Annotated in this window: 18 protein-coding genes; 17 read left to right on the forward strand and 1 reads right to left on the reverse strand. The window is 32.1% G+C overall.

All coding sequences use genetic code 11. The features are described from left to right. Positions 1-5: 5 nt before the first annotated feature. A complete protein-coding gene (locus N4A57_RS01855) occupies positions 6-1,118 on the reverse strand; it encodes an efflux RND transporter periplasmic adaptor subunit (RefSeq protein WP_293655722.1) in 1,113 nt (370 codons plus the stop codon). Positions 1,119-1,260: 142 nt separating this feature from the next. Here N4A57_RS01855 and N4A57_RS01860 point away from each other — a divergent pair, with 142 nt between their 5' ends. The 17 genes from N4A57_RS01860 (at position 1,261) to cbiT (ending at position 18,584) form a co-directional block, all read left to right on the forward strand. Further along, positions 1,261-1,542: a DUF503 domain-containing protein gene (locus tag N4A57_RS01860; RefSeq protein WP_293655723.1), complete on the forward strand. Its 282-nt coding sequence runs from the start codon at positions 1,261-1,263 to the stop codon at positions 1,540-1,542. Between the two features lie 330 nt (positions 1,543-1,872). Beyond that, positions 1,873-2,520 (forward strand): endonuclease III, encoded by a 648-nt coding sequence (gene nth, locus N4A57_RS01865; RefSeq protein WP_293655724.1) that lies wholly within the window; start codon positions 1,873-1,875, stop codon positions 2,518-2,520. A gap of 160 nt (positions 2,521-2,680) precedes the next feature. Beyond that, positions 2,681-4,543, forward strand: a complete 1,863-nt coding sequence (locus tag N4A57_RS01870) for a cell division protein FtsA (protein ID WP_293655726.1) — start codon at positions 2,681-2,683, stop codon at positions 4,541-4,543. 216 nt (positions 4,544-4,759) lie between these two features. Continuing rightward, a complete protein-coding gene (locus N4A57_RS01875) occupies positions 4,760-6,169 on the forward strand; it encodes a VanW family protein (protein ID WP_293655728.1) in 1,410 nt (469 codons plus the stop codon). A 55-nt stretch (positions 6,170-6,224) separates the two neighbouring features. Further along, a complete protein-coding gene (locus N4A57_RS01880) occupies positions 6,225-7,571 on the forward strand; it encodes a lipase family alpha/beta hydrolase (RefSeq protein WP_293655730.1) in 1,347 nt (448 codons plus the stop codon). A gap of 261 nt (positions 7,572-7,832) precedes the next feature. Next, complete coding sequence (cobU, locus tag N4A57_RS01885; RefSeq protein WP_293655732.1) at positions 7,833-8,387, forward strand: bifunctional adenosylcobinamide kinase/adenosylcobinamide-phosphate guanylyltransferase; 555 nt, start codon at positions 7,833-7,835, stop codon at positions 8,385-8,387. A 12-nt stretch (positions 8,388-8,399) separates the two neighbouring features. Further along, entirely contained in the window at positions 8,400-9,149 is a 750-nt protein-coding gene (gene cobS / locus N4A57_RS01890; RefSeq protein WP_293655734.1) for an adenosylcobinamide-GDP ribazoletransferase, read from the forward strand. An 11-nt stretch (positions 9,150-9,160) separates the two neighbouring features. Beyond that, positions 9,161-9,748, forward strand: a complete 588-nt coding sequence (gene cobC, locus N4A57_RS01895; protein ID WP_293655736.1) for an alpha-ribazole phosphatase — start codon at positions 9,161-9,163, stop codon at positions 9,746-9,748. Between the two features lie 99 nt (positions 9,749-9,847). Next, positions 9,848-11,224, forward strand: coding sequence for a cobyrinate a,c-diamide synthase (locus N4A57_RS01900; protein WP_293655737.1), 1,377 nt, complete (start codon positions 9,848-9,850; stop codon positions 11,222-11,224). 4 nt (positions 11,225-11,228) lie between these two features. Continuing rightward, positions 11,229-12,743: a cobyric acid synthase gene (locus N4A57_RS01905; RefSeq protein ID WP_330671423.1), complete on the forward strand. Its 1,515-nt coding sequence runs from the start codon at positions 11,229-11,231 to the stop codon at positions 12,741-12,743. 1 nt (position 12,744) lies between these two features. Continuing rightward, on the forward strand, positions 12,745-13,683 hold the full coding sequence (gene cbiB, locus N4A57_RS01910; RefSeq protein WP_293655738.1) for an adenosylcobinamide-phosphate synthase CbiB: 939 nt from the start codon (positions 12,745-12,747) through the stop codon (positions 13,681-13,683). Positions 13,684-13,695: 12 nt separating this feature from the next. Next, positions 13,696-14,772, forward strand: a complete 1,077-nt coding sequence (gene cobD, locus N4A57_RS01915) for a threonine-phosphate decarboxylase CobD (protein WP_293655740.1) — start codon at positions 13,696-13,698, stop codon at positions 14,770-14,772. Then, positions 14,762-15,634, forward strand: coding sequence for a GHMP family kinase ATP-binding protein (locus N4A57_RS01920; RefSeq protein WP_293655742.1), 873 nt, complete (start codon positions 14,762-14,764; stop codon positions 15,632-15,634). The genes cobD and N4A57_RS01920 overlap by 11 nt, the downstream gene beginning before the upstream one ends. Before the next feature lie 10 nt (positions 15,635-15,644). Next, positions 15,645-16,265, forward strand: a complete 621-nt coding sequence (locus N4A57_RS01925) for a precorrin-8X methylmutase (RefSeq protein ID WP_293655744.1) — start codon at positions 15,645-15,647, stop codon at positions 16,263-16,265. Positions 16,266-16,273: 8 nt separating this feature from the next. Then, positions 16,274-17,386 carry a cobalt-precorrin-5B (C(1))-methyltransferase CbiD gene (gene cbiD / locus N4A57_RS01930; RefSeq protein WP_293655745.1) on the forward strand — a complete coding sequence of 371 codons (1,113 nt, stop codon included), beginning with the start codon at positions 16,274-16,276 and terminating at the stop codon, positions 17,384-17,386. Further along, positions 17,387-18,016, forward strand: a complete 630-nt coding sequence (cbiE, locus tag N4A57_RS01935) for a precorrin-6y C5,15-methyltransferase (decarboxylating) subunit CbiE (protein WP_293655747.1) — start codon at positions 17,387-17,389, stop codon at positions 18,014-18,016. It abuts the gene before it with no gap. 46 nt (positions 18,017-18,062) lie between these two features. Continuing rightward, complete coding sequence (gene cbiT, locus N4A57_RS01940; protein WP_293655749.1) at positions 18,063-18,584, forward strand: precorrin-6Y C5,15-methyltransferase (decarboxylating) subunit CbiT; 522 nt, start codon at positions 18,063-18,065, stop codon at positions 18,582-18,584. The last annotated feature ends 196 nt before the right edge of the window (positions 18,585-18,780 follow it).

The raw sequence follows: 18,780 nt of genomic DNA on the forward strand, positions 1-18,780 counted from the left end.
CACCCCTATTTAATAACTTTTACTTGATTTCCATCTTCTAGATAGTTTTGTCCTTTCATAACTACTTCTTCATTTTCACTAAGACCATGGATAATTTCAACTAAAGTACCATTGTCTAAACCAACTTCTATGTCTTTCATATGAGCTCTATTATCTTTAATTACAAATACTACAGATTTGCCATCTTTTATAACTACAGCTTGAGATGGAATGGTTAAAATATTTTCCTTTTTGTCAGATGATACGACTATTTCTGCAAACATACCTGGCTTTACCAAGGAATCTTTATTTTCTATTGTAATCTGAATAGGATAAGTTAAATTATCCTTCCTTGGAGCAGGTGATATGGCATGTATAGTTCCCTTAAAGGGTTTTGTATCTACTGATTTGATAAATACATCTACTAAGTCTCCCTTGTGTAGTTTGTTAACTAAATAGCCTGATACGGAAGTTTCTACCTTAACAGGATCTATATTGGATATGGAAACTACAGGGATGGAAGGTGATATACTTTCCCCCTTGCTAACATTAACGGATGTAATGAAACCTGAGATGGGAGCTGTAATGTTAGAATCTGAATAAGAATTTTGAACTTTAGTTAAAGTGGCTTGGCTTTGAAGAAGTTTTGCTTTAGCTAATTCTAAATTTGTGTCAGAGGATGCTAGTTCTGCTTCTTCTAATTCCCTTTTAGACAGGGCACCTTGTGAATATAATTCATTCATACGTTTATAGTTTGCTTTAGCCACCTTTATTTTTTCTAAAGTGTTGTTATAGCTTGCTAAAGCCATACTATAAGAAGCCTGCGCCTCTTCTAAAGCTGTTTTAAAATCTGTTTTTTCTAAAGATATTAATATATTTCCCTCTTTTACAAAATCTCCAATTTCCACATTCACATGTTGTACAACGCCACCTACTTTAGATGAAATATCTGCTTCGTCTATGGCACTTATTTTTCCTGACAAAGCTGTTTGCAATGTGAAACTATTGGGAGCCACTAAACTGGTCTCCACATTAATTGGAGCCTCAGATGTGGCATTTGCACTTTTTTCCTTAGAACAACCTACCATTGAGAGGGACAGGATACAAACCATAATTAAAATTAAATACCTTTTATTCATAAAATACCCCCATTTTTAAAACTGACCAGCTGGTCAGAAATGTCTACATAAATATTATATATTTCTAAATCCTTCATATCAAGAAAATATTTTAGTTTAAGCTGTACTATTTTGAGGTATTATTAAGTAGAGGTGATTGTTAGTGGTAATAGGAAGTTGTAATATGGAACTTTTAATATATGAAGTGAATTCCTTAAAGGAGAAAAGGCAAATATTAAAGAGTATAATAGGAAGGATTAAGTCTAGATTTAATGTTTCCATAGGAGAAGTGGGCTTAAATGATTTATGGAGAAGGGCTGAGGTGGGAGTAGTTTGTGTTAGCACTAATACAAGGCATGCTCTACAGATGATAGATAAGGTAGTCGAGTTTATAGAGAATGATGGAAGAGTAGAAATTATTAGTTGCAATAGGGAAACACTATAGATAATTATAGATTTCTGGTGTATAAACTTGCTTTATGTGAGCCTATTTCAGGAAACTATTGAAAATCTTTTCCACCCAAGTCCTTGTCACAAGCGAAAGTGTGAATCTCCGTAGATAGGTTTATGTGTCATGCTCAAGTAGCATAGGATGTTGTGACGTTCCAGGGTTCCAAAAATTTTCAATAGTTTCCCTTATAGGCAACTTACTGTATAAAGAGAGCTTAGTGTTACGAAATCTATATAGATCTATCAATTGGCATGTAGCTTTATGTGTGCCTATTTCAGGTAAGGATTAGAATTGATAAATTTATGTAGAAAGGGTGAAGAATCAGTGAAGAAAAAACTATCTAAAAAAGACATGAACATTGTTTTAAATAAATTAGAAAAATTATATCCAAATGCAGAATGTGAACTTGTTTACAATTCTCCCTTTGAATTGTTAATATCTACCATATTGGCGGCCCAGTGTACAGATGTGAGGGTGAATAAGGTTACTAGTGAGCTTTATAAGGAGTATAATACTCCTGAGAAAATATTAGAATTAAGTCAAGGGGAGTTGGAAAACAAAATACGAAGTTGTGGTTTTTATTCTACAAAGTCTAAGAATATATTGGGAACATGTAAGCTCTTAATAGAAAATTATGATTCCCTAGTGCCAGATGAAAGGGATGAACTTATGAAGCTACCAGGTGTGGGAAGAAAAACTGCAAATGTGGTAATTAGTAATGCATACAATAAGCCAGCCTTTGCTGTAGACACCCATGTGTTTAGAGTATCTAATAGAATCGGTTTAGCTAATGGAAAAAATGTAGATGAAACGGAAAAGGATCTTATGAAAAATATACCTAAAAATCTTTGGACAGATACCCACCACAGGATAATTTTTTTAGGAAGAAGAATATGTAAAGCTAGAAGGCCCCTTTGTGAGGAATGCCCCTTAAAGGACGAGTGCCTTTATTATAAGGGAGAGGTAATATGATTACATATGATCTTGAGTAAAAGTTGTATTTGATAAGATTAAACAAATTTTCCTTGTAAAAGATTACCTTTAAAATGCCTATTAGGAAAAATAAAGAAGGAAATTGTAAAATTATGAAGAATATATGTTAAGTATATTTAGTGATTGAGGTGTATAAGTAATGATGGAAGAAGTTAAAGGAAATGTAAATCCCCATGAGGTGGTCTTTGCCTTAGATATAGGTACTAAGAGTGTAGTGGGTATTGTAGGTAGAAAAACAGATGAAGAATTTGAAATAATAGATTATGATATATTAAAACACCCATCAAGGGCCATGTACGATGGTCAAATTCATGATGTGGAAAAGGTGGCTAAAACTTGTAAGAAAGTAAAGGAAAATATTGAGGACAGATTAGGATTTCAATTAAAGTATGTATCCATAGCAGCTGCTGGTAGGGCTTTGAAGACCTATACAGTTAAAGTGGAAAAGGAAATAGACTTTGTTACAAAAATAGATAAGTCAATTGTAGGGTCAATGGAAATTGAAGGGGTTCAAAGGGCTCAAGAGATCCTAGATTCTGAAAATAAAGATAAGTCATTAAAATATTATTGTGTAGGACATACGGTTGTAAACTATTATTTAGATGATAACATAATGACTTCACTAATTGATCATAAGGGAAGTAAAATTAGTGCTGAAATAATAGCTACTTTTTTACCTTATGTGGTTGTAGATAGTTTGTATACGGTAATGAATAAGATAAATCTTGAAGTTAAAAGTCTAACTCTAGAGCCTATAGCGGCCATGAATGTGGCCATACCGGAAAAATTAAGATTATTAAACATTTGCCTAGTGGATATAGGAGCAGGTACATCGGATATTGTCCTTACTAAAGATGGGAATGTGGTGGCCTACGCCATGGCTTCTGTGGCAGGGGATGAAATAACTGAGACTTTAGCTAAAGAGTTTTTGTTAGACTTTAATATGGGAGAGGAACTCAAAATTCAGCTAAATAAAAAGAATATGCATACCTTTTCAGATATAGTTGGTATTGAGTATACCTTGACTACAGAAGAAATATTAGAACGAATAAAAGGTAGTGTAGAAAATTTAGCAGATAATATTGCTAAGAATATATTAAAGTACAATAAAAAGGCTCCTAGTGCGGTTTTTTGTATAGGAGGGGGAAGTCAAATTCCTTTATTAACAGAATTTTTAGCACAAAAGTTAGACCTAAGACCTGAGAGGGTAGTTGTTAGGGGAACTGAAATTCTTCATAAGGTGAAAGTTAATTATGATGAATTAGGAGGACCAGAATTTATAACACCAATAGGTATAGGAACTATAGGAGATAGTATTCGAAAGGATTTAATTAAGATAACCTTTAATAATAACCTATTTGAAATGTTTAAGACTAAAACTATGAAAGTATCAGATGTACTCATAAAGGCAGGCTTTTCTCCAAATAAACTAATAAGTAAGAGGGGAAAAAACATAGAAGTATTTCTAGGTGATGAAAGGCACATTATAAGTGGTCAAATTGGAGAAAGTGCAAAAATTTATTTAAATGGTAAAGAAGTGGCCATAGATGCAGAAGTATCAGATAAAGATGTAATTCTAGTAAAGGAAGCACTGTCAGGAAAGGATGGTACTAGCACCTTAAGAGATTTTATTCATAAACTAGAGGTAGATGAGGAGAGAATAAAGGATATTAGGGTAAATGATGAAAAATGTGAACTGTCCCATATTCTTAAAAATAAGGATAGAATACATGTGGAATTATTTGAGAGTACCACAATAAACGAAAGTACTAAAGAGAATAAGGAAGGTTCTTTGGAAAAAAAAACTACTAAGGTATATGTGAATAATAGGGAGATAAATATAAAAAAAGATGAAAATCCTATTTTTATAGATATATTTGATTATATAGATTTTGATAGAAGTAGGGTAAAGGGAAAATTAATAATGAAAATAAATGATGAAAAGGGAAGTTTTACAGATGAACTAAATGAAAATGACCAGGTACAAATATATTGGGAATGATATGGTAAAAAAGGTAGAGGAGAGAACAACGTTCTCTCCTAAAATCAAGAGGGAGAAAATAGTTTGTTTGACTCTTTGTCCAGTACAATATATTCATGTACTAGATAGGTGTTCCTATATATTGACAAAAGACTTGAATTATTGGGTCAATTAGTAATATAATAATATTTTGAAAAATAAAATATTATTGGAGAGTTGTGATCAGGAGGGGGAAGGTTGGAAGATAAAAAGCAGGAAGTTAAAGGTGGTATTTTAATTGTATTTTTAGTATTTTTAGTTACTACAACAGGTATAATGTTATTTATGTTGTCTGGAGATACCATATATAGGGGAGTAAGGATAGAGAATGTAGATGTAGGAAGTCTAACTAAAAATGAAGCTAGAAGTTTATTGAAGGAAAAATTACAAAATGCCATAGACGAAAAGAAAATAGAACTTAAATATAATGATGAAAGTTGGGTTATTTCTGGAATAGACATTGAATATGGATATGATTATGATGGGGCCATAAAAAGGGCATATGAATTAGGTAGGGAAGGAAACCCTTTTAAGAGAATAGAAAAAATTATTGGGTTATATAAAAACAAGGAAGATGTAGATTTAGAGACTACATATAATAATGAAAAACTAAGTAATATATTGATTCACATTGAAAAAAATATAAACAAAGATCCTGTAGATGCAAGTATGCATAGGGAAAAGGGACAGTTTATTATAGTCGGAGAAAAACTAGCTTTCCAGTTAGATCGTGAAGAAACAGAAAAAGTAATTAATGATAAACTAAAGGAAAACTCAAATAATATGGTTATTCCTTTAGTTATAAAAACTGTTAACCCCCGCATTACTAAGGAAGACTTAGGTCAAATAAAGGATTTGATAGGATACTATGTTACTAGATTTAATAGGGGAAAAGTACAAAGAAGTAGTAATATTAAAAGAGCAGGAATATCTATTAATGGGATCATATTAATGCCTAATGATGAATTTTCATTTAATGATTCGGTAGGTCCAAGAACTATAGAAAGAGGATATAAACCGGCCCCTGTCATATTAAATGGTGAATTGATAGAAGGTATAGGTGGAGGTATTTGTCAAGTATCTAGTACTTTATATAATGCAGTCTTAATGAGTGGTCTAGAAATTATAGAAAGATATAATCATTCTATTCCATCTACCTATGTGGGGAAGGGAAGAGATGCTACCGTTTCCTATGGAGTATTAGATTTTAAATTTAGAAATAATTTAGCTTATCCCATATATATAGAATCCTATACAAGTAGAAATCAAATGATAGTAAGAATATATGGAAAAAAAACAGATAATAGTATAACAAAGATTAAAACCCATTTAGATGAAATACAGAATATGCCTGTAGAAACAAAGTATGATAATAATTTAATCCAAGGTACTGAAAAAATAGAAAAAAAGGGTAGAAATGGGTATAAAATTAGTACTTATAGAATAATTTATAAAGACGGAAAGATAATTAAAAATGAAAGAATATCAAAAGATTATTATAGGCCAAGTAAGCAAATAATCATAAAGGGAACAAAGGTCGTTTCAAATGAAGAACATAAAGAAGTAGATAATGAAGGTGTAGACCCTGAACAAACTATACAAAACTAAGGAAAAGTTGCTATAAAAATAGCAACTTTTTTGTTTTATGGGGAGGGTAGTATATATGAATTCTCTAATAGCAGCACTAGGATTATTACAACTAAATAGGATGAGAAAGGCAAAGGGGAGAAAAAGACCAATAGTATTTGTACCAGGATTATATGGTTCCATGGGTGATGAAATTATACCTGGAACAGGAGAGTGGCATTTTGGAGTTGCTAAAAGTGTATATGGGCCATTTATAGAACAATTAGAAGAAGTAGGTTACACGAGGGATAAGGATCTTTTCATAGCCTTTTATGACTGGAGAAAGAGCTGTAATATATGTGCTAAAAAGTATTTAAAGGCAACTATAAATAGGGCTAAGAAAAAAAGTGGATATAAGAGGGTAAATATTATAAGTCATAGCATGGGAGGATTAGTGAGCAGAGCTTATGCTCAAGGTAATTATTATGAAAAGGATATAGAAGAGTTAATAATGGTAGGAACTCCCCATGCAGGCTCTGCTAACGCCTATTATTTTTGGGAAGGAGGCATAGTTCCTTCTGATAGAACCCTTGGTTCTACCTTATATAAATCCCTAGTAGATGGTTATTTATGGATTCTTAAAAAGTCCTATGGGACTGAAACGGACATGGAAACCATAAGAAAATATCTAAAGAGCACCAAGGATTTACTTCCATCTAGTAAATATGGAAAATATATATATACTTTAAATAAAAATAACAATAAAGAGTATATGGATTATGAAAAGATGATATTTAAAAATGATTTCTTAGATAATTTGAATAAAAGAGAATATCTTCTAAAAAGAAGAAATATAAAGGTTTTATTAATAGGTGGAAATGGTTATGAAACCAATGAGTATATAAGGGTTGACAGGAATTTTAAAAGTAATAATAAGGAATGGCCAGATGGAAGGGCAATTAGTAGTGATAAATCTAAGAGTGGAGATGGCACTGTAGTGTTAAAAAGCGCCTTTGCCATTGATGGAGATGAAAGGACCTTTTCTGGAAAGCATACGGAGCTATTACAAAAATCTAGTAACTTAATACTTGGTAGACTAGGTATACAAAAGGCATATATTATGCAGAAAAACTTCGTTCAGAACTATATAAGTATACGAATAAATGGAAAGGGAAAGATATCCATAAAGGAATTAGATAGGAATAGGATAAATAGCTTATATAATGAAACCCAGCGGGTTAAGGATGTACAAATAGAATCCTATGGCAAGGATCTAAGGTGGATTATGGTTAGAAATCAGCTGAAAAATAGGGTCTATTTAGAATATGAATCAGCACAAAATGAAGATATGGAAATTCTAATAGAAGATAGCTTAGGTAGACATAAAATAATAAAAGAAAAGAATGTTCCTAAAAATAAAATATATAGAATGAGAATATCCTAGAAGAAATTGAAAGAATCCAAAAAATTTGTTATAGTTTATCCATAGGTCCCTAAGGTCTTAGGGGCCTTTAGTGTGTTAGTATTAAAGGATAAGGTATATGAAATAAATTAGTCAGGTCCCTGAGGGATTTGGATTATTTTCAAGGCATGGTGAGTGAGCATATTAAACATATGTAAACGACTTCATAACGAAGAAAATAGTTCAAATAACCAGTGAAATGACTAATTTGTTTTTTGAATATGCCTAAGGGAGGTGGCGTAAATGAGTATAGTATTAGTAACAGGTGGGGCAAGGAGTGGTAAAAGTTCCTTTGCAGAAGAATACATAAAGGAAAGGTATGAAAAGGTAGCTTATATAGCCACGGCAATTGCCTTTGATGAAGGAATGGTAGATAGAATCAAAAAGCATCAAGATTCAAGGCCAAAGGAGTGGACAACCTATGAACAGTATAAGAATCTACACACACTCATAAGTGAAATGGATGAATCTAATGAAGTGGCACTACTTGATTGTGTTACCATAATGGTAACTAATCTAATGTTTGAAAAAGATGTGGATTGGGACAAGGTGTCTAGGGAGGAAATAGATTCTATTGAAGAGACGGTGAAAAATGAATTTTTATTACTTCTAAGAAGAGCAAAGGAAATGAATTTTAATTTAGTACTGGTAACTAATGAATTAGGTATGGGAATAGTGCCTGAGAGCAGATTGAGTAGGATCTTTAGGGATATGGCTGGAAGGGTAAATCAGCTCATAAGCAAAAGGGCAGATGAAGTATATTTTCTAGTATCAGGAATACCTATGAAGATTAAATAGGAGAGATAAAATATGAAAAAGTTAATATTGATGATTCAGTTTTTAACTAGGATTCCCATAAACATTAACCTAGATGTGGATGAAAGTGATTTTCTAGATGGAATCATGTACTTTCCTTTAGTTGGAATTATAATAGGCCTATTTGTAAGTGGATCCTATTATTTAGGGTATACCCTAGGAGGTCCATTTTTAGGGGCTGTATTTACTGTGGTAGGTGGAGTTTTCATTACTGGAGGACTTCATTTAGATGGATTATCGGATACATTCGATGGAATATATTCTAATAGGGATAAGGAAAGAATATTAGAGATAATGAAGGATAGTAGGCTAGGTGCTAATGGAGCTTTAGCCATGTTAATACTTATAATCTTAAAAGTAAGTTTGATTAAAACCCTAGGTGAAAAGGCAAGTGGAAATGAAATCTATTATTATCTTTTATTAATGCCTGTATTTGCTAGGATGTGTCAAGTTTTTGGAGCTAGATTTTCTGTATATGCAAGGAATAATGGTATGGGTGGATTTTTCATAGGAAAAACAGCTAATAGGCATTTAATTGGGGCACTTGTAACTTGTGTATTAATAAGTTTAATAAAGATAGAAATAATTTGGGTATTTTTAGTAGCTTATTTATTTTCCCTATGGTATATAAAGCATATAAGTTCAAAAATAGGTGGAATGACAGGAGATACTTTAGGTGCCCTTTGTGAGCTTGGAGAAGTATTTTATTTGTTTGTGATTTTGGTTTATGTTGTTATATCTTAGTGAGGTGAATTATGTTAAGACTTATACTAGTAAGGCATGGGGAAGTTAAGGGGAATGTGGATAAGGCTTATTGTGGTTGGATAGATCATGAGCTTACTGAAAATGGCATTGAGCAGGCTAAAGAGGTGGCTTTAAAATTAAAGGATGAGCCTATAGATAAAATTTATGTAAGTGATTTGAAAAGAACCCTAGAAACGGCCCAATATATAAATGAATACCACAAGAGGGATTTAATAAAATCCAATGATTTGAGAGAAATTAATTTTGGCTTATTTGAAGGTAAGACCTATGGTGAACTAAAAGATACACATCCTAAGGAATTAGAGCTTTGGGCAGATGATTGGAAGGGTTATTCTATGCCTGAGGGAGAAAGCTTAGTTAATATGCACAAGCGTGTTACTAAAAAGATTGATGAAATAATAAAAAATGAAGGGGGAACCATACTGGTAGTATCCCATGCGGGTGCCATAAGATCTATTATGGCCCATTTGATTGGTAATGGAATAGATGATTACTGGAAATATAAAATATTAAACTGCACCATAAACCTTATAGAAATGGTAGAAGATTTTCCTGTTCTATTGTATACTAACAAATGAGGTCCATAATTCTACAAAAAACACCATAGGGAAAACCCATTTAATAATATTGAAAAACTAAAAATTCTAAGAGTTAATAATTAAAAATGAGGGATGTACATGAGTAGAATAGTTTTAGGAGGAAGTCAAAGTGGAGTGGGAAAAACTACTATTTCACTGGGGATTATGGCTGCCCTAAAGAAGAGGGGATTAAATGTACAATCCTTTAAAGTAGGGCCTGATTATATAGATCCAGCCTTTCACACTTTTGTTACAGGAAATAAATCTAGAAACTTAGATAGCTTTATGCTTGAAGAAGACAAGATCTTAGATATATTTTGTAAAAATAGCTATGATAAGGATATAAACATAATAGAAGGTGTTATGGGATTATATGATGGGTTTGGAACTAAGAAGGATTGTGGAAGTACAGCCCATATTTCTAAAATTACTAAATCTCCAGTAATACTTATAATAAATGGAAAAGGTATGTCATCAAGTGGAGCTGCTTTAGTTTTAGGATATAAAATGTACGATGAAGATGTGAACATAAAAGGTGTAATAATCAATAATGTTTCTAATGAAGTACACTATAATCTCTTAAGGGAAAGCATTGAAAGGGATACTAATATAAAGTGTGTAGGTTATTTAAAGCCTAATGATAATATTTCATTAGAAAGTAGACACTTAGGATTAGTTCCTAGTGTGGAGGTACAGAATCTAAGAAATAAGATAGAGGAAATAGGTGAAATGGTGTCAGAGACCATAGACTTAGACGAAATAATAAGGATTAGTAAAAGTGCACCTAAGATAGATTATGTACCAAAGAGAAGGGAAAAAATTGACACAGTTAACATTGCCGTTGCAATGGATAAGGCATTTAATTTTTACTACCAGGAAAATTTAGAACTCTTAGAAGAATTAGGAGCCAATTTAATATACTTTAGTCCTCTTAAGGATGAGGGACTGCCTGAAAATATAGATGGCCTATATTTAGGTGGTGGTTTTCCAGAAGTTTTTGGAAAAGAACTTGAGGAAAATGAAAGTATGAGAAAAAGTATATTAGATTGTATTGAAAATGGTTTACCCACTTATGCAGAATGTGGAGGATTTATGTATCTATGCAATGAAATAGAAAATTTAGCTAAGGACACGTATAAGATGGTAGGTCTTTATGATACTAGGGCTAAAATGACTAAGAGATTGCAAAGATTTGGATATGTACATGTGAATATGGTGGAGGATTGTATAATAGGAAATGAAGGCCAAAGGTTTAAAGCCCATGAGTTTCATCGTTCCATAATAGAGGAGAAGGATGAATTTCATTATGTATATAAAGTGGACAAATACAGAAATGAAAGGAAAATAAAATCATGGAAATGTGGCCTAAAAAAATATAATGCCTTTGGTGCCTATGGACATATACATTTTTACACAAATGAAGAAATACCTAAGAACTTTATGAAAAATTGTATAAGGTATAAGAAAGGGGAATAGGGATTTGGCTAAGAACTTGATGTTTCAAGGAACAGGGTCCTCTGTGGGGAAAAGTTTGCTTACAGCAGCCTTTTGTAGAATATACTCACAGATGGGATACAAGGTGGCCCCTTTTAAATCTCAAAATATGGCACTTAATTCTTATATAACAAAGAATGGTTTAGAAATGGGACGTGCACAAGTGGTACAGGCAGAAGCTGCTAAAGTGGAACCTAGTGTACTTATGAACCCTATACTATTAAAACCTTCAAGTGACAAGAAGTGTCAAGTTATATTAAAGGGCAAAGTATATAAAAACATGTCTGCTATGGAATACCATAAATTCAAGCCAGAACTAGCAGATAAGGTTAAGGAAATTTATGATGAACTTCATAATAAGTTTGACGTTGTATTTTTAGAAGGAGCTGGATCTCCTGCTGAAATAAATTTAAGAGAACATGATTTAGTGAATATGGGAATGGCAGAAATGGCAGATTCACCGGTTATCTTAATTGGAGATATAGATAAGGGTGGAGTATTTGCATCACTATATGGAACTATAATGCTTATGAATGAAGAAGAGAGAAAAAGAATCAAGGGTGTTATAATTAATAAGTTTAGGGGAGATGTAAAAATACTAGAGCCAGGAATTAAAATGCTAGAGGATTTAATAAATATTCCTGTACTTGGAGTTATTCCATACTCACACTTAGAAATTGAAGATGAAGATTCCTTAGCAGAAAGATTTAAGAAAAATAAAAATACTAAGGGACAAATAGAAGTGGCAGTACTTTATTTACCCCATGTATCTAATTTTACAGATTTAAACGTATTTGAGACACAAGAGGATGTAAATCTTAGATATGTAATGAGGGGTGAATCTATAGGACACCCAGACATGTTAATAATTCCAGGGTCTAAAAATACTATAGAAGACTTAAAATATTTAAGGGATGCAGGTCTTGAAAAGGAAATTATAAAACTACATAGACAAAATAAGATTATATTTGGTATATGTGGTGGATATCAAATGCTTGGAAAGACCTTAAAAGATCCACATCATACAGAAAGTAGCATACCAGAGATAAATGGTATAGGACTACTAGATATAGAGACTATCTTTGAAACAGAGAAAACTACCACACAGGTAGAGGCACAGGTGGTGGCTCCTATAGACTATATGGAAAAAACATCTATAAAGGGATATGAAATTCATATGGGAAGAAGCTTTCTAGGAAAAGATGCTAAGGTCTTTAGTAATATTAAAGTTAAACTAGGAGAAGAAGTTCTTATAGAAGATGGTGCCATAAATGAAGATGGAACTGTAATTGGTACTTATATTCATGGTGTATTTGACAATATTAAATTCACTAGAAGTATATTGAATCATATAAGAACTAAAAAGGGATTAGATAAGCTAGAAAGTACTATAGAATCCTTCCAAGAGTTTAAAGAACAAGAATATGATAAGCTTGCCAATATAGTAAGAGAAAATATGGATATGGAAACAATAGATAAAATATTAAACGGAGAACTATAATATGCTAAATATAGTAATAGGATATATGGCAGATATAATATTTGGAGATCCCTATAGTATACCCCATCCTATAAGGTTTATAGGAAAGTTAATTAGATTTTTAGAAAATAAGTTGAGGATGTTCTCTAAAAGTAGTGAGGGTGAAAAGGTCATGGGGTGTATATTAACTCTATTAACTGTAAGTATAACTTATATAGTTACCTATTATTTGGTTAATATATGGAACCTATTAGATAATAGTGGTTATATATCTAAGGCCGTTGAAACATTTTTCATATTCCAGATACTAGCCACTAAGAGTTTAGATGTGGAAACTAGGAAAGTATTAAAACCCCTAAAAGAAGAAGATATAGGGGAAGCTAGAAAATTTTTGTCCTACATAGTTGGAAGAGATACTAGGGAACTTAATAAAAAGGAAATGACTAGGGCTTGTATAGAAACCATTGCAGAAAGTACGTCCGATGGAATAATAGCACCACTTCTATTTATTTTCATAGGAGGAGCTCCCTTAGGTATGGCATACAAGGCCGTAAATACTCTAGATTCCATGGTAGGATATAAAAATGATAAATACTACTATTTTGGCTGGGCAAGTGCAAGCTTAGATGATATTGTAGGATTCATACCAGCTAGAATCACAGGAATAGTCACTATAATCACAGCCTTTTTTATGGGGTATGATTATAAAAATGCCTTTAAAATATTCCTAAGAGATAGGTTGAATCACAAAAGTCCCAACTCTGCTCATACAGAGGCAGCTTTTGCTGGAGCACTACAAATTCAAATAGGAGGAACAAACACTTATTTTGGAAAAAAGGTGTACAAACCTACTATTGGAGATAATATAAAAGAGTTAGAGGTAGATCATATAAATGATGCCATAAGATTAATGTATGGAGTATCCTTTGTAGGATTAATAACTTTTTTAGTTGTTTTTTAAGGAGGAGGGAAAATGAATAAAGCAAAACATGGTGGGAACATATATGAAATAGAGAAAAGGTATGGCATTAATAAAGATGATATAATAGATTTTAGTGCTAATATAAACCCACTAGGTGTACCTGAAAGTTTTAAAAAAGCTTTAATAGAAAATATGGATATAATAGAAAATTATCCAGATCCAGATTATATAAGCTTAAAAGAAAGTATAAGTAAACATAATAAAATAGATAGAGAGAAAATTATTGTAGGAAATGGTGCCACAGAGATAATATTTTCTTTAATAGATATAATAAAACCTAAGAAAAGTCTCATATTAGCACCTACCTTTGCAGAATATGAAAGGGCCCTTAAAAAAGTACATGGCTCTGTAGAATATTATTTTTTAAAAGAGGAAAATAACTTTTTATTAGATGAGGAATTTTTAAATTATATAAAAGAGGAAATTGATTGCATTATATTATGTAATCCGAATAATCCCACAGGAAAACTTGTGGGCAGAGGATTAATTGAGGACATACTGAAAAAAAGTAAGAGGAAAAATATAGAGATAATAATAGATGAGGCATTTATAGATTTTGTTGAGGACTATGAGGATAAAAGTCTCATTAAATATATAGATGAATATGAAAACTTGCATATAATAAGGGCTTTGACTAAATTTTTTGCCATACCAGGATTGAGGCTTGGATATGGTATAACTTCAAATAAAAATATAAAAGAAAAATTTGAAGATAGTAGTGAACCCTGGACTATAAACTCCTATGCGGATTTAGGGGGGCAAGTTTTACTAGACGATGAGGAATATATAGAAAAAACTAGACAATGGATTAAAGAGGAAAATAACTATTTATATAAAGAGATAAAAAAAATAGATGGAATAAAAGTCTACGAAAGTACAGTAAACTATCTTCTACTTAAAACGGATAAAATTAATTTAAAAGAAGAGCTAATGAAAAAAAATATATTAATAAGAAGCTGTGATAATTACATTAATTTAGATGAGAGATACTTTAGAGTGGCAGTAAAAAATCGAAATTATAATGATAAATTAATAAAAGCCCTAAAGGAAATATATTATGGAAGTTAATGCCCTATGTCCTGCCTCCTGTGGAGAGTTAATACAGGGCATAATAGGAGATGGAGAAAAACTTATATCCTATGGAGTTGAACTATATACTCATATAAAATTAAAGGAAGAAATAAAGAAAGTTAGACATGAAAGCTTAAATAAATGTTATAGGGCTTTAGAAAAAACATTAGACTATTTCAATGAAGATAAAAGTATACTAGAGAATATTAATGTATATAAAGAATCTCAAATTCCCATAGGAAAGGGAATGGCCAGTTCAACAGCAGATATGGCAGCCGCTGTTGTGGCCTTATCTTCTATGATTAATAAGGAAATAACAGAGGAAGAATTAGCTCAAATTTGTGTTTGTGTAGAACCAACAGATAGTACCATTTTTAAAGAGCTTACCTTATTTGACCACTTGAATGGACGGAAAATAAAAAACTTTTCTTGGATACCTAATGTTTCGGTACTAATTTTAGAGCCTTCCCATATTTTAGAAACTCAAAAATTTAGAAAATTAGACTATAATTATTTAAGAAATAAGAATAAAGGAAAAATTGAAAAGGCCTACGACACCTTTATTAAGGCATATGAAAATAAGGATATTTACTTACTAGGTAAAGCTAGTGAGTATAGTGCCTTAGCCAATGAGATCATATTAAAAAAGAATAAACTTAATGAAATAATAGATTTATCCACTAAATTTGGATGTGCAGGTGTGAATATAGCCCATAGTGGTACGGTTGTGGGAGTATTATATGAAGACTCAAAGGTGGATGGTGATAAATTGTTATTTTCTTTTAAGAAAAGCTTTAACAGGGAATATGAAAAAATATATACTACAAAATTAGTAGAAGGTGGAGTAAGGAGAATCTAGGAGGATATATATGGACAATTATGTGAAAACACCCCATTTAATAGAGGAGAAAAGTTTTGAAATAATTACAGAAGAACTTGGAGATAAGACTTTTCCTGAGGAAATTGGAAGAATAGTAAAAAGGGTTATACATACTACAGCAGATTTTGAATATGCAGATATAACTATTATTTCAGATGGTGCCATAGAGGCAGCTAAGGAAGCTGTAAAAAAAGGATATAATATTGTCACAGATACTAATATGGCTAAATCAGGAATAAATAAGAGAATATTAAAGTCCTTTGGTGGAGAAGTAAGATGCTTCATAGCTGATGAGGATGTGGCAAAACGTGCTAAGGAAGAGAAAACTACAAGGGCAATGGCAGCTATGAATAAGGCCATAGAAGATGAAACAAATAAAATATTTGTTATAGGTAATGCGCCTACAGCTTTATTTAAATTAAAGGAGCATATGGAAGCAGGACGAGTTAAACCAGCATTGATTATAGGTGTTCCAGTAGGTTTTGTAGGAGCAGCAGAGTCTAAAGAGGAACTTGAAAAATTAGATGTACCTTATATAACCATAAGGGGAAGAAAAGGTGGAAGTACAGTGGCAGCTGCCATAATGAATGCCATTTTATACATGATATAGGTGTGACCATGCTAGATAAATATATAGTTAAAAATGGAAAAAAAATGAGATATGGATACACTACAGGTTCTTGTGCAGCCGCCGCTGCCAAGGCTTGTGCCATAATGATTAAGACAGGTGAAATTATTGATCATGTGACTATAGATACTCCAAAGGGGTGGACATTAACCCTAAAAGTCTTAGATCCTAGTATTCATAATGGAGAAGCCACCTGTGCCATTAAAAAGGATGGAGGAGATGATCCTGATAAGACGAATAACATGCTCATTTATGGAAATGTTAAGTTAAATCATAGGGATGAAATTAACATAACAGGAGGAGTTGGAGTTGGATTAGTAACTAAGGATGGACTTCAAATATCTAAAGGTGAACATGCTATAAATCCTGTGCCAAGGAAAATGATAAGAAAAGAAGTAAGGGAAGTCATTGGAGAAAAGACTGGAGCATATGTGAAAATTTATGCACCAGAGGGGGTTGAAATAGGAAAAAAAACATTCAACCCAAGACTTGGTATCATGGGAGGCATATCCATATTAGGAACATCTGGAATTGTGGAGCCCATGTCAGAGGAAGCCTTTAGAGAATCCTTAAACATAGAGCTTAAGGTGGCTGTTAAAGATAATAAGGATTATATAGTATTAGTCCCTGGAAACTATGGAGAAGATTTGGCCCTTAATCATTATAAAATACCTAAAGAGAAAATAGTAAAAACCAGTAACTTTATTGGATATATGTTAGAAAAATGTGTAGAACAAGAAGTTAAAAAAGTATTATTAATAGGCCACATTGGGAAAATGGTAAAGTTAGCAGGTGGGATTTTTTATACCCACAGTAAAATGGCCGATTCAAGAGTTGAGATACTTGCTTCAAATTTAGCCTATTTAGGAGCTCCAACCAACATGATAAAAGAAATTTTTCATTGTGTAACTACAGAAGCTGCTCTAGATATTATAGAAAAAAGCCCTTATAAAGAAGTATATGATCTTTTGATAGAGAAATGTGAAAAAAGAGCTAATATGAGAATATATGATGAATTAGAAGTGGGAGTAATAACCTTTTCCATGACAAAGGGCATCCTTGCAGTAGGGCAGAGAGCTAAAAAAATGTTGGAGGAAATATAAATGTCAAAATTTTATGTCCTAGGAATGGGACCAGGAAACGAAGAATACATTTTGCCCATAACTAAGGAAATTATTAATGAGTGTCATGTATTAATCGGAGGAAAGAGAAATCTACAATATTTTGAACACCTAAATAAGGAAAAACTTTATATATCAGCAGATTTAAATAAAATAGTTGACTATGTTAAAAATAACTATGAGAGTAAAAAAATATGTTTTTTACTTTCGGGGGATACGGGTTTTTATAGTATGACTACATTTATTAAAAAACACTTTTCAAAGGATCACATGATTGTTATCCCTGGAATTAGTTCATTTCAATATATGGCAGCTAAAATTGGGGAAGAATACAATGATGCACTCCTTTCTAGTGTTCATGGAAGAGATTTTGATTATATAAGTAAATTAAAGGAATATAATAAAATATTTTTGTTAACAGATAAAAAAAATTCTCCTAAAAGCATAGCCAAAAATTTAATAGAAAATAAGATGGAAGATTGTATTTTAGCAGTTGGAGAAAATTTATCCTACGAAAATGAGAAAATAACTTTGGGAAGGCCTAAAGATATTTTACATATAGATGAATTTAGTATGTCGGTGGTGATGATAAAAAGACATGTGGAATTATAAGACTTTTGGCATTCCTGATGAAGAATTCATTAGGGGTAAGGTGCCTATGACTAAAGAGGAAGTTAGAACTATTACCATATCAAAACTAAGGTTACAAGAAGACCATACAGTGGTAGATATAGGAGCAGGAACAGGTTCCCTATCCATAGAAGCTGCATTAGTTTGTAAAAGGGGAAGGGTTATTTCTATAGAGAGAAAAGAAGAAGGGATAGACCTTATTAAAAAGAATATGGAAAAGTTCCATATTAATAATTTAATACCTATTAACGGGAAAGCCATAGAGGCTTTAAATGACATAGATTTTTTCCATAGGGCTATCATAGGTGGTAGTGGAGGACAATTGGAAGAAATAGTTAGAATGTGCCATGAGAAACTAGTAGATGGTGGTATTTTAGTAGTAAATGCCATTACCATAGAAACCTTATATAATTCTATAAAGTTTATGGAAAAGGAAGGGTTTGAAAAGATAGAGACCATATGTGTAAATATATCTAGGGGAGATAAGCTAGGGAATTACACATTGATGAAGGGGTTAAATCCCATATATATAATTACGGGAAGAAAATAGTAGAGATGAATATGTTAGCGTATATAGATTTGGTATTTATAAACTTGCTTTATGCGGGCCTATTTCAGGAAAATATATTGAAAATCTTTTCCACCCAAGTCCTTGTCACAAGCGAAAGTGTGAATCTTCGTATATAGGTTCATGTGTCATGTTGGAGTAGCATAGGATGTTGTGACGTTCCAGGGTTCCAAAGATT

Origin of the sequence: Anaeromicrobium sp., from assembly GCF_025210435.1 — a bacterium.
Classification (GTDB): Bacteria; Bacillota; Clostridia; order Peptostreptococcales; family Thermotaleaceae; genus Anaeromicrobium.

Excerpts from the sequence above, each read along its gene's own strand:
- N4A57_RS01855 (WP_293655722.1), bottom strand. The coding sequence starts at position 1,118 with ATGAATAAAAGGTATTTAATTTTAATTATGGTTTGTATCCTGTCCCTC.
- N4A57_RS01870 (WP_293655726.1), top strand. The coding sequence starts at position 2,681 with ATGATGGAAGAAGTTAAAGGAAATGTAAATCCCCATGAGGTGGTCTTT.
- N4A57_RS01880 (WP_293655730.1), top strand. The coding sequence starts at position 6,225 with ATGAATTCTCTAATAGCAGCACTAGGATTATTACAACTAAATAGGATG.
- cobU (WP_293655732.1), top strand. The coding sequence starts at position 7,833 with ATGAGTATAGTATTAGTAACAGGTGGGGCAAGGAGTGGTAAAAGTTCC.
- cobS (WP_293655734.1), top strand. The coding sequence starts at position 8,400 with ATGAAAAAGTTAATATTGATGATTCAGTTTTTAACTAGGATTCCCATA.
- cobC (WP_293655736.1), top strand. The coding sequence starts at position 9,161 with ATGTTAAGACTTATACTAGTAAGGCATGGGGAAGTTAAGGGGAATGTG.
- N4A57_RS01900 (WP_293655737.1), top strand. The coding sequence starts at position 9,848 with ATGAGTAGAATAGTTTTAGGAGGAAGTCAAAGTGGAGTGGGAAAAACT.
- cbiB (WP_293655738.1), top strand. The coding sequence starts at position 12,745 with ATGCTAAATATAGTAATAGGATATATGGCAGATATAATATTTGGAGAT.
- cobD (WP_293655740.1), top strand. The coding sequence starts at position 13,696 with ATGAATAAAGCAAAACATGGTGGGAACATATATGAAATAGAGAAAAGG.
- N4A57_RS01920 (WP_293655742.1), top strand. The coding sequence starts at position 14,762 with ATGGAAGTTAATGCCCTATGTCCTGCCTCCTGTGGAGAGTTAATACAG.
- N4A57_RS01925 (WP_293655744.1), top strand. The coding sequence starts at position 15,645 with ATGGACAATTATGTGAAAACACCCCATTTAATAGAGGAGAAAAGTTTT.
- cbiD (WP_293655745.1), top strand. The coding sequence starts at position 16,274 with ATGCTAGATAAATATATAGTTAAAAATGGAAAAAAAATGAGATATGGA.
- cbiE (WP_293655747.1), top strand. The coding sequence starts at position 17,387 with ATGTCAAAATTTTATGTCCTAGGAATGGGACCAGGAAACGAAGAATAC.
- cbiT (WP_293655749.1), top strand. The coding sequence starts at position 18,063 with ATGACTAAAGAGGAAGTTAGAACTATTACCATATCAAAACTAAGGTTA.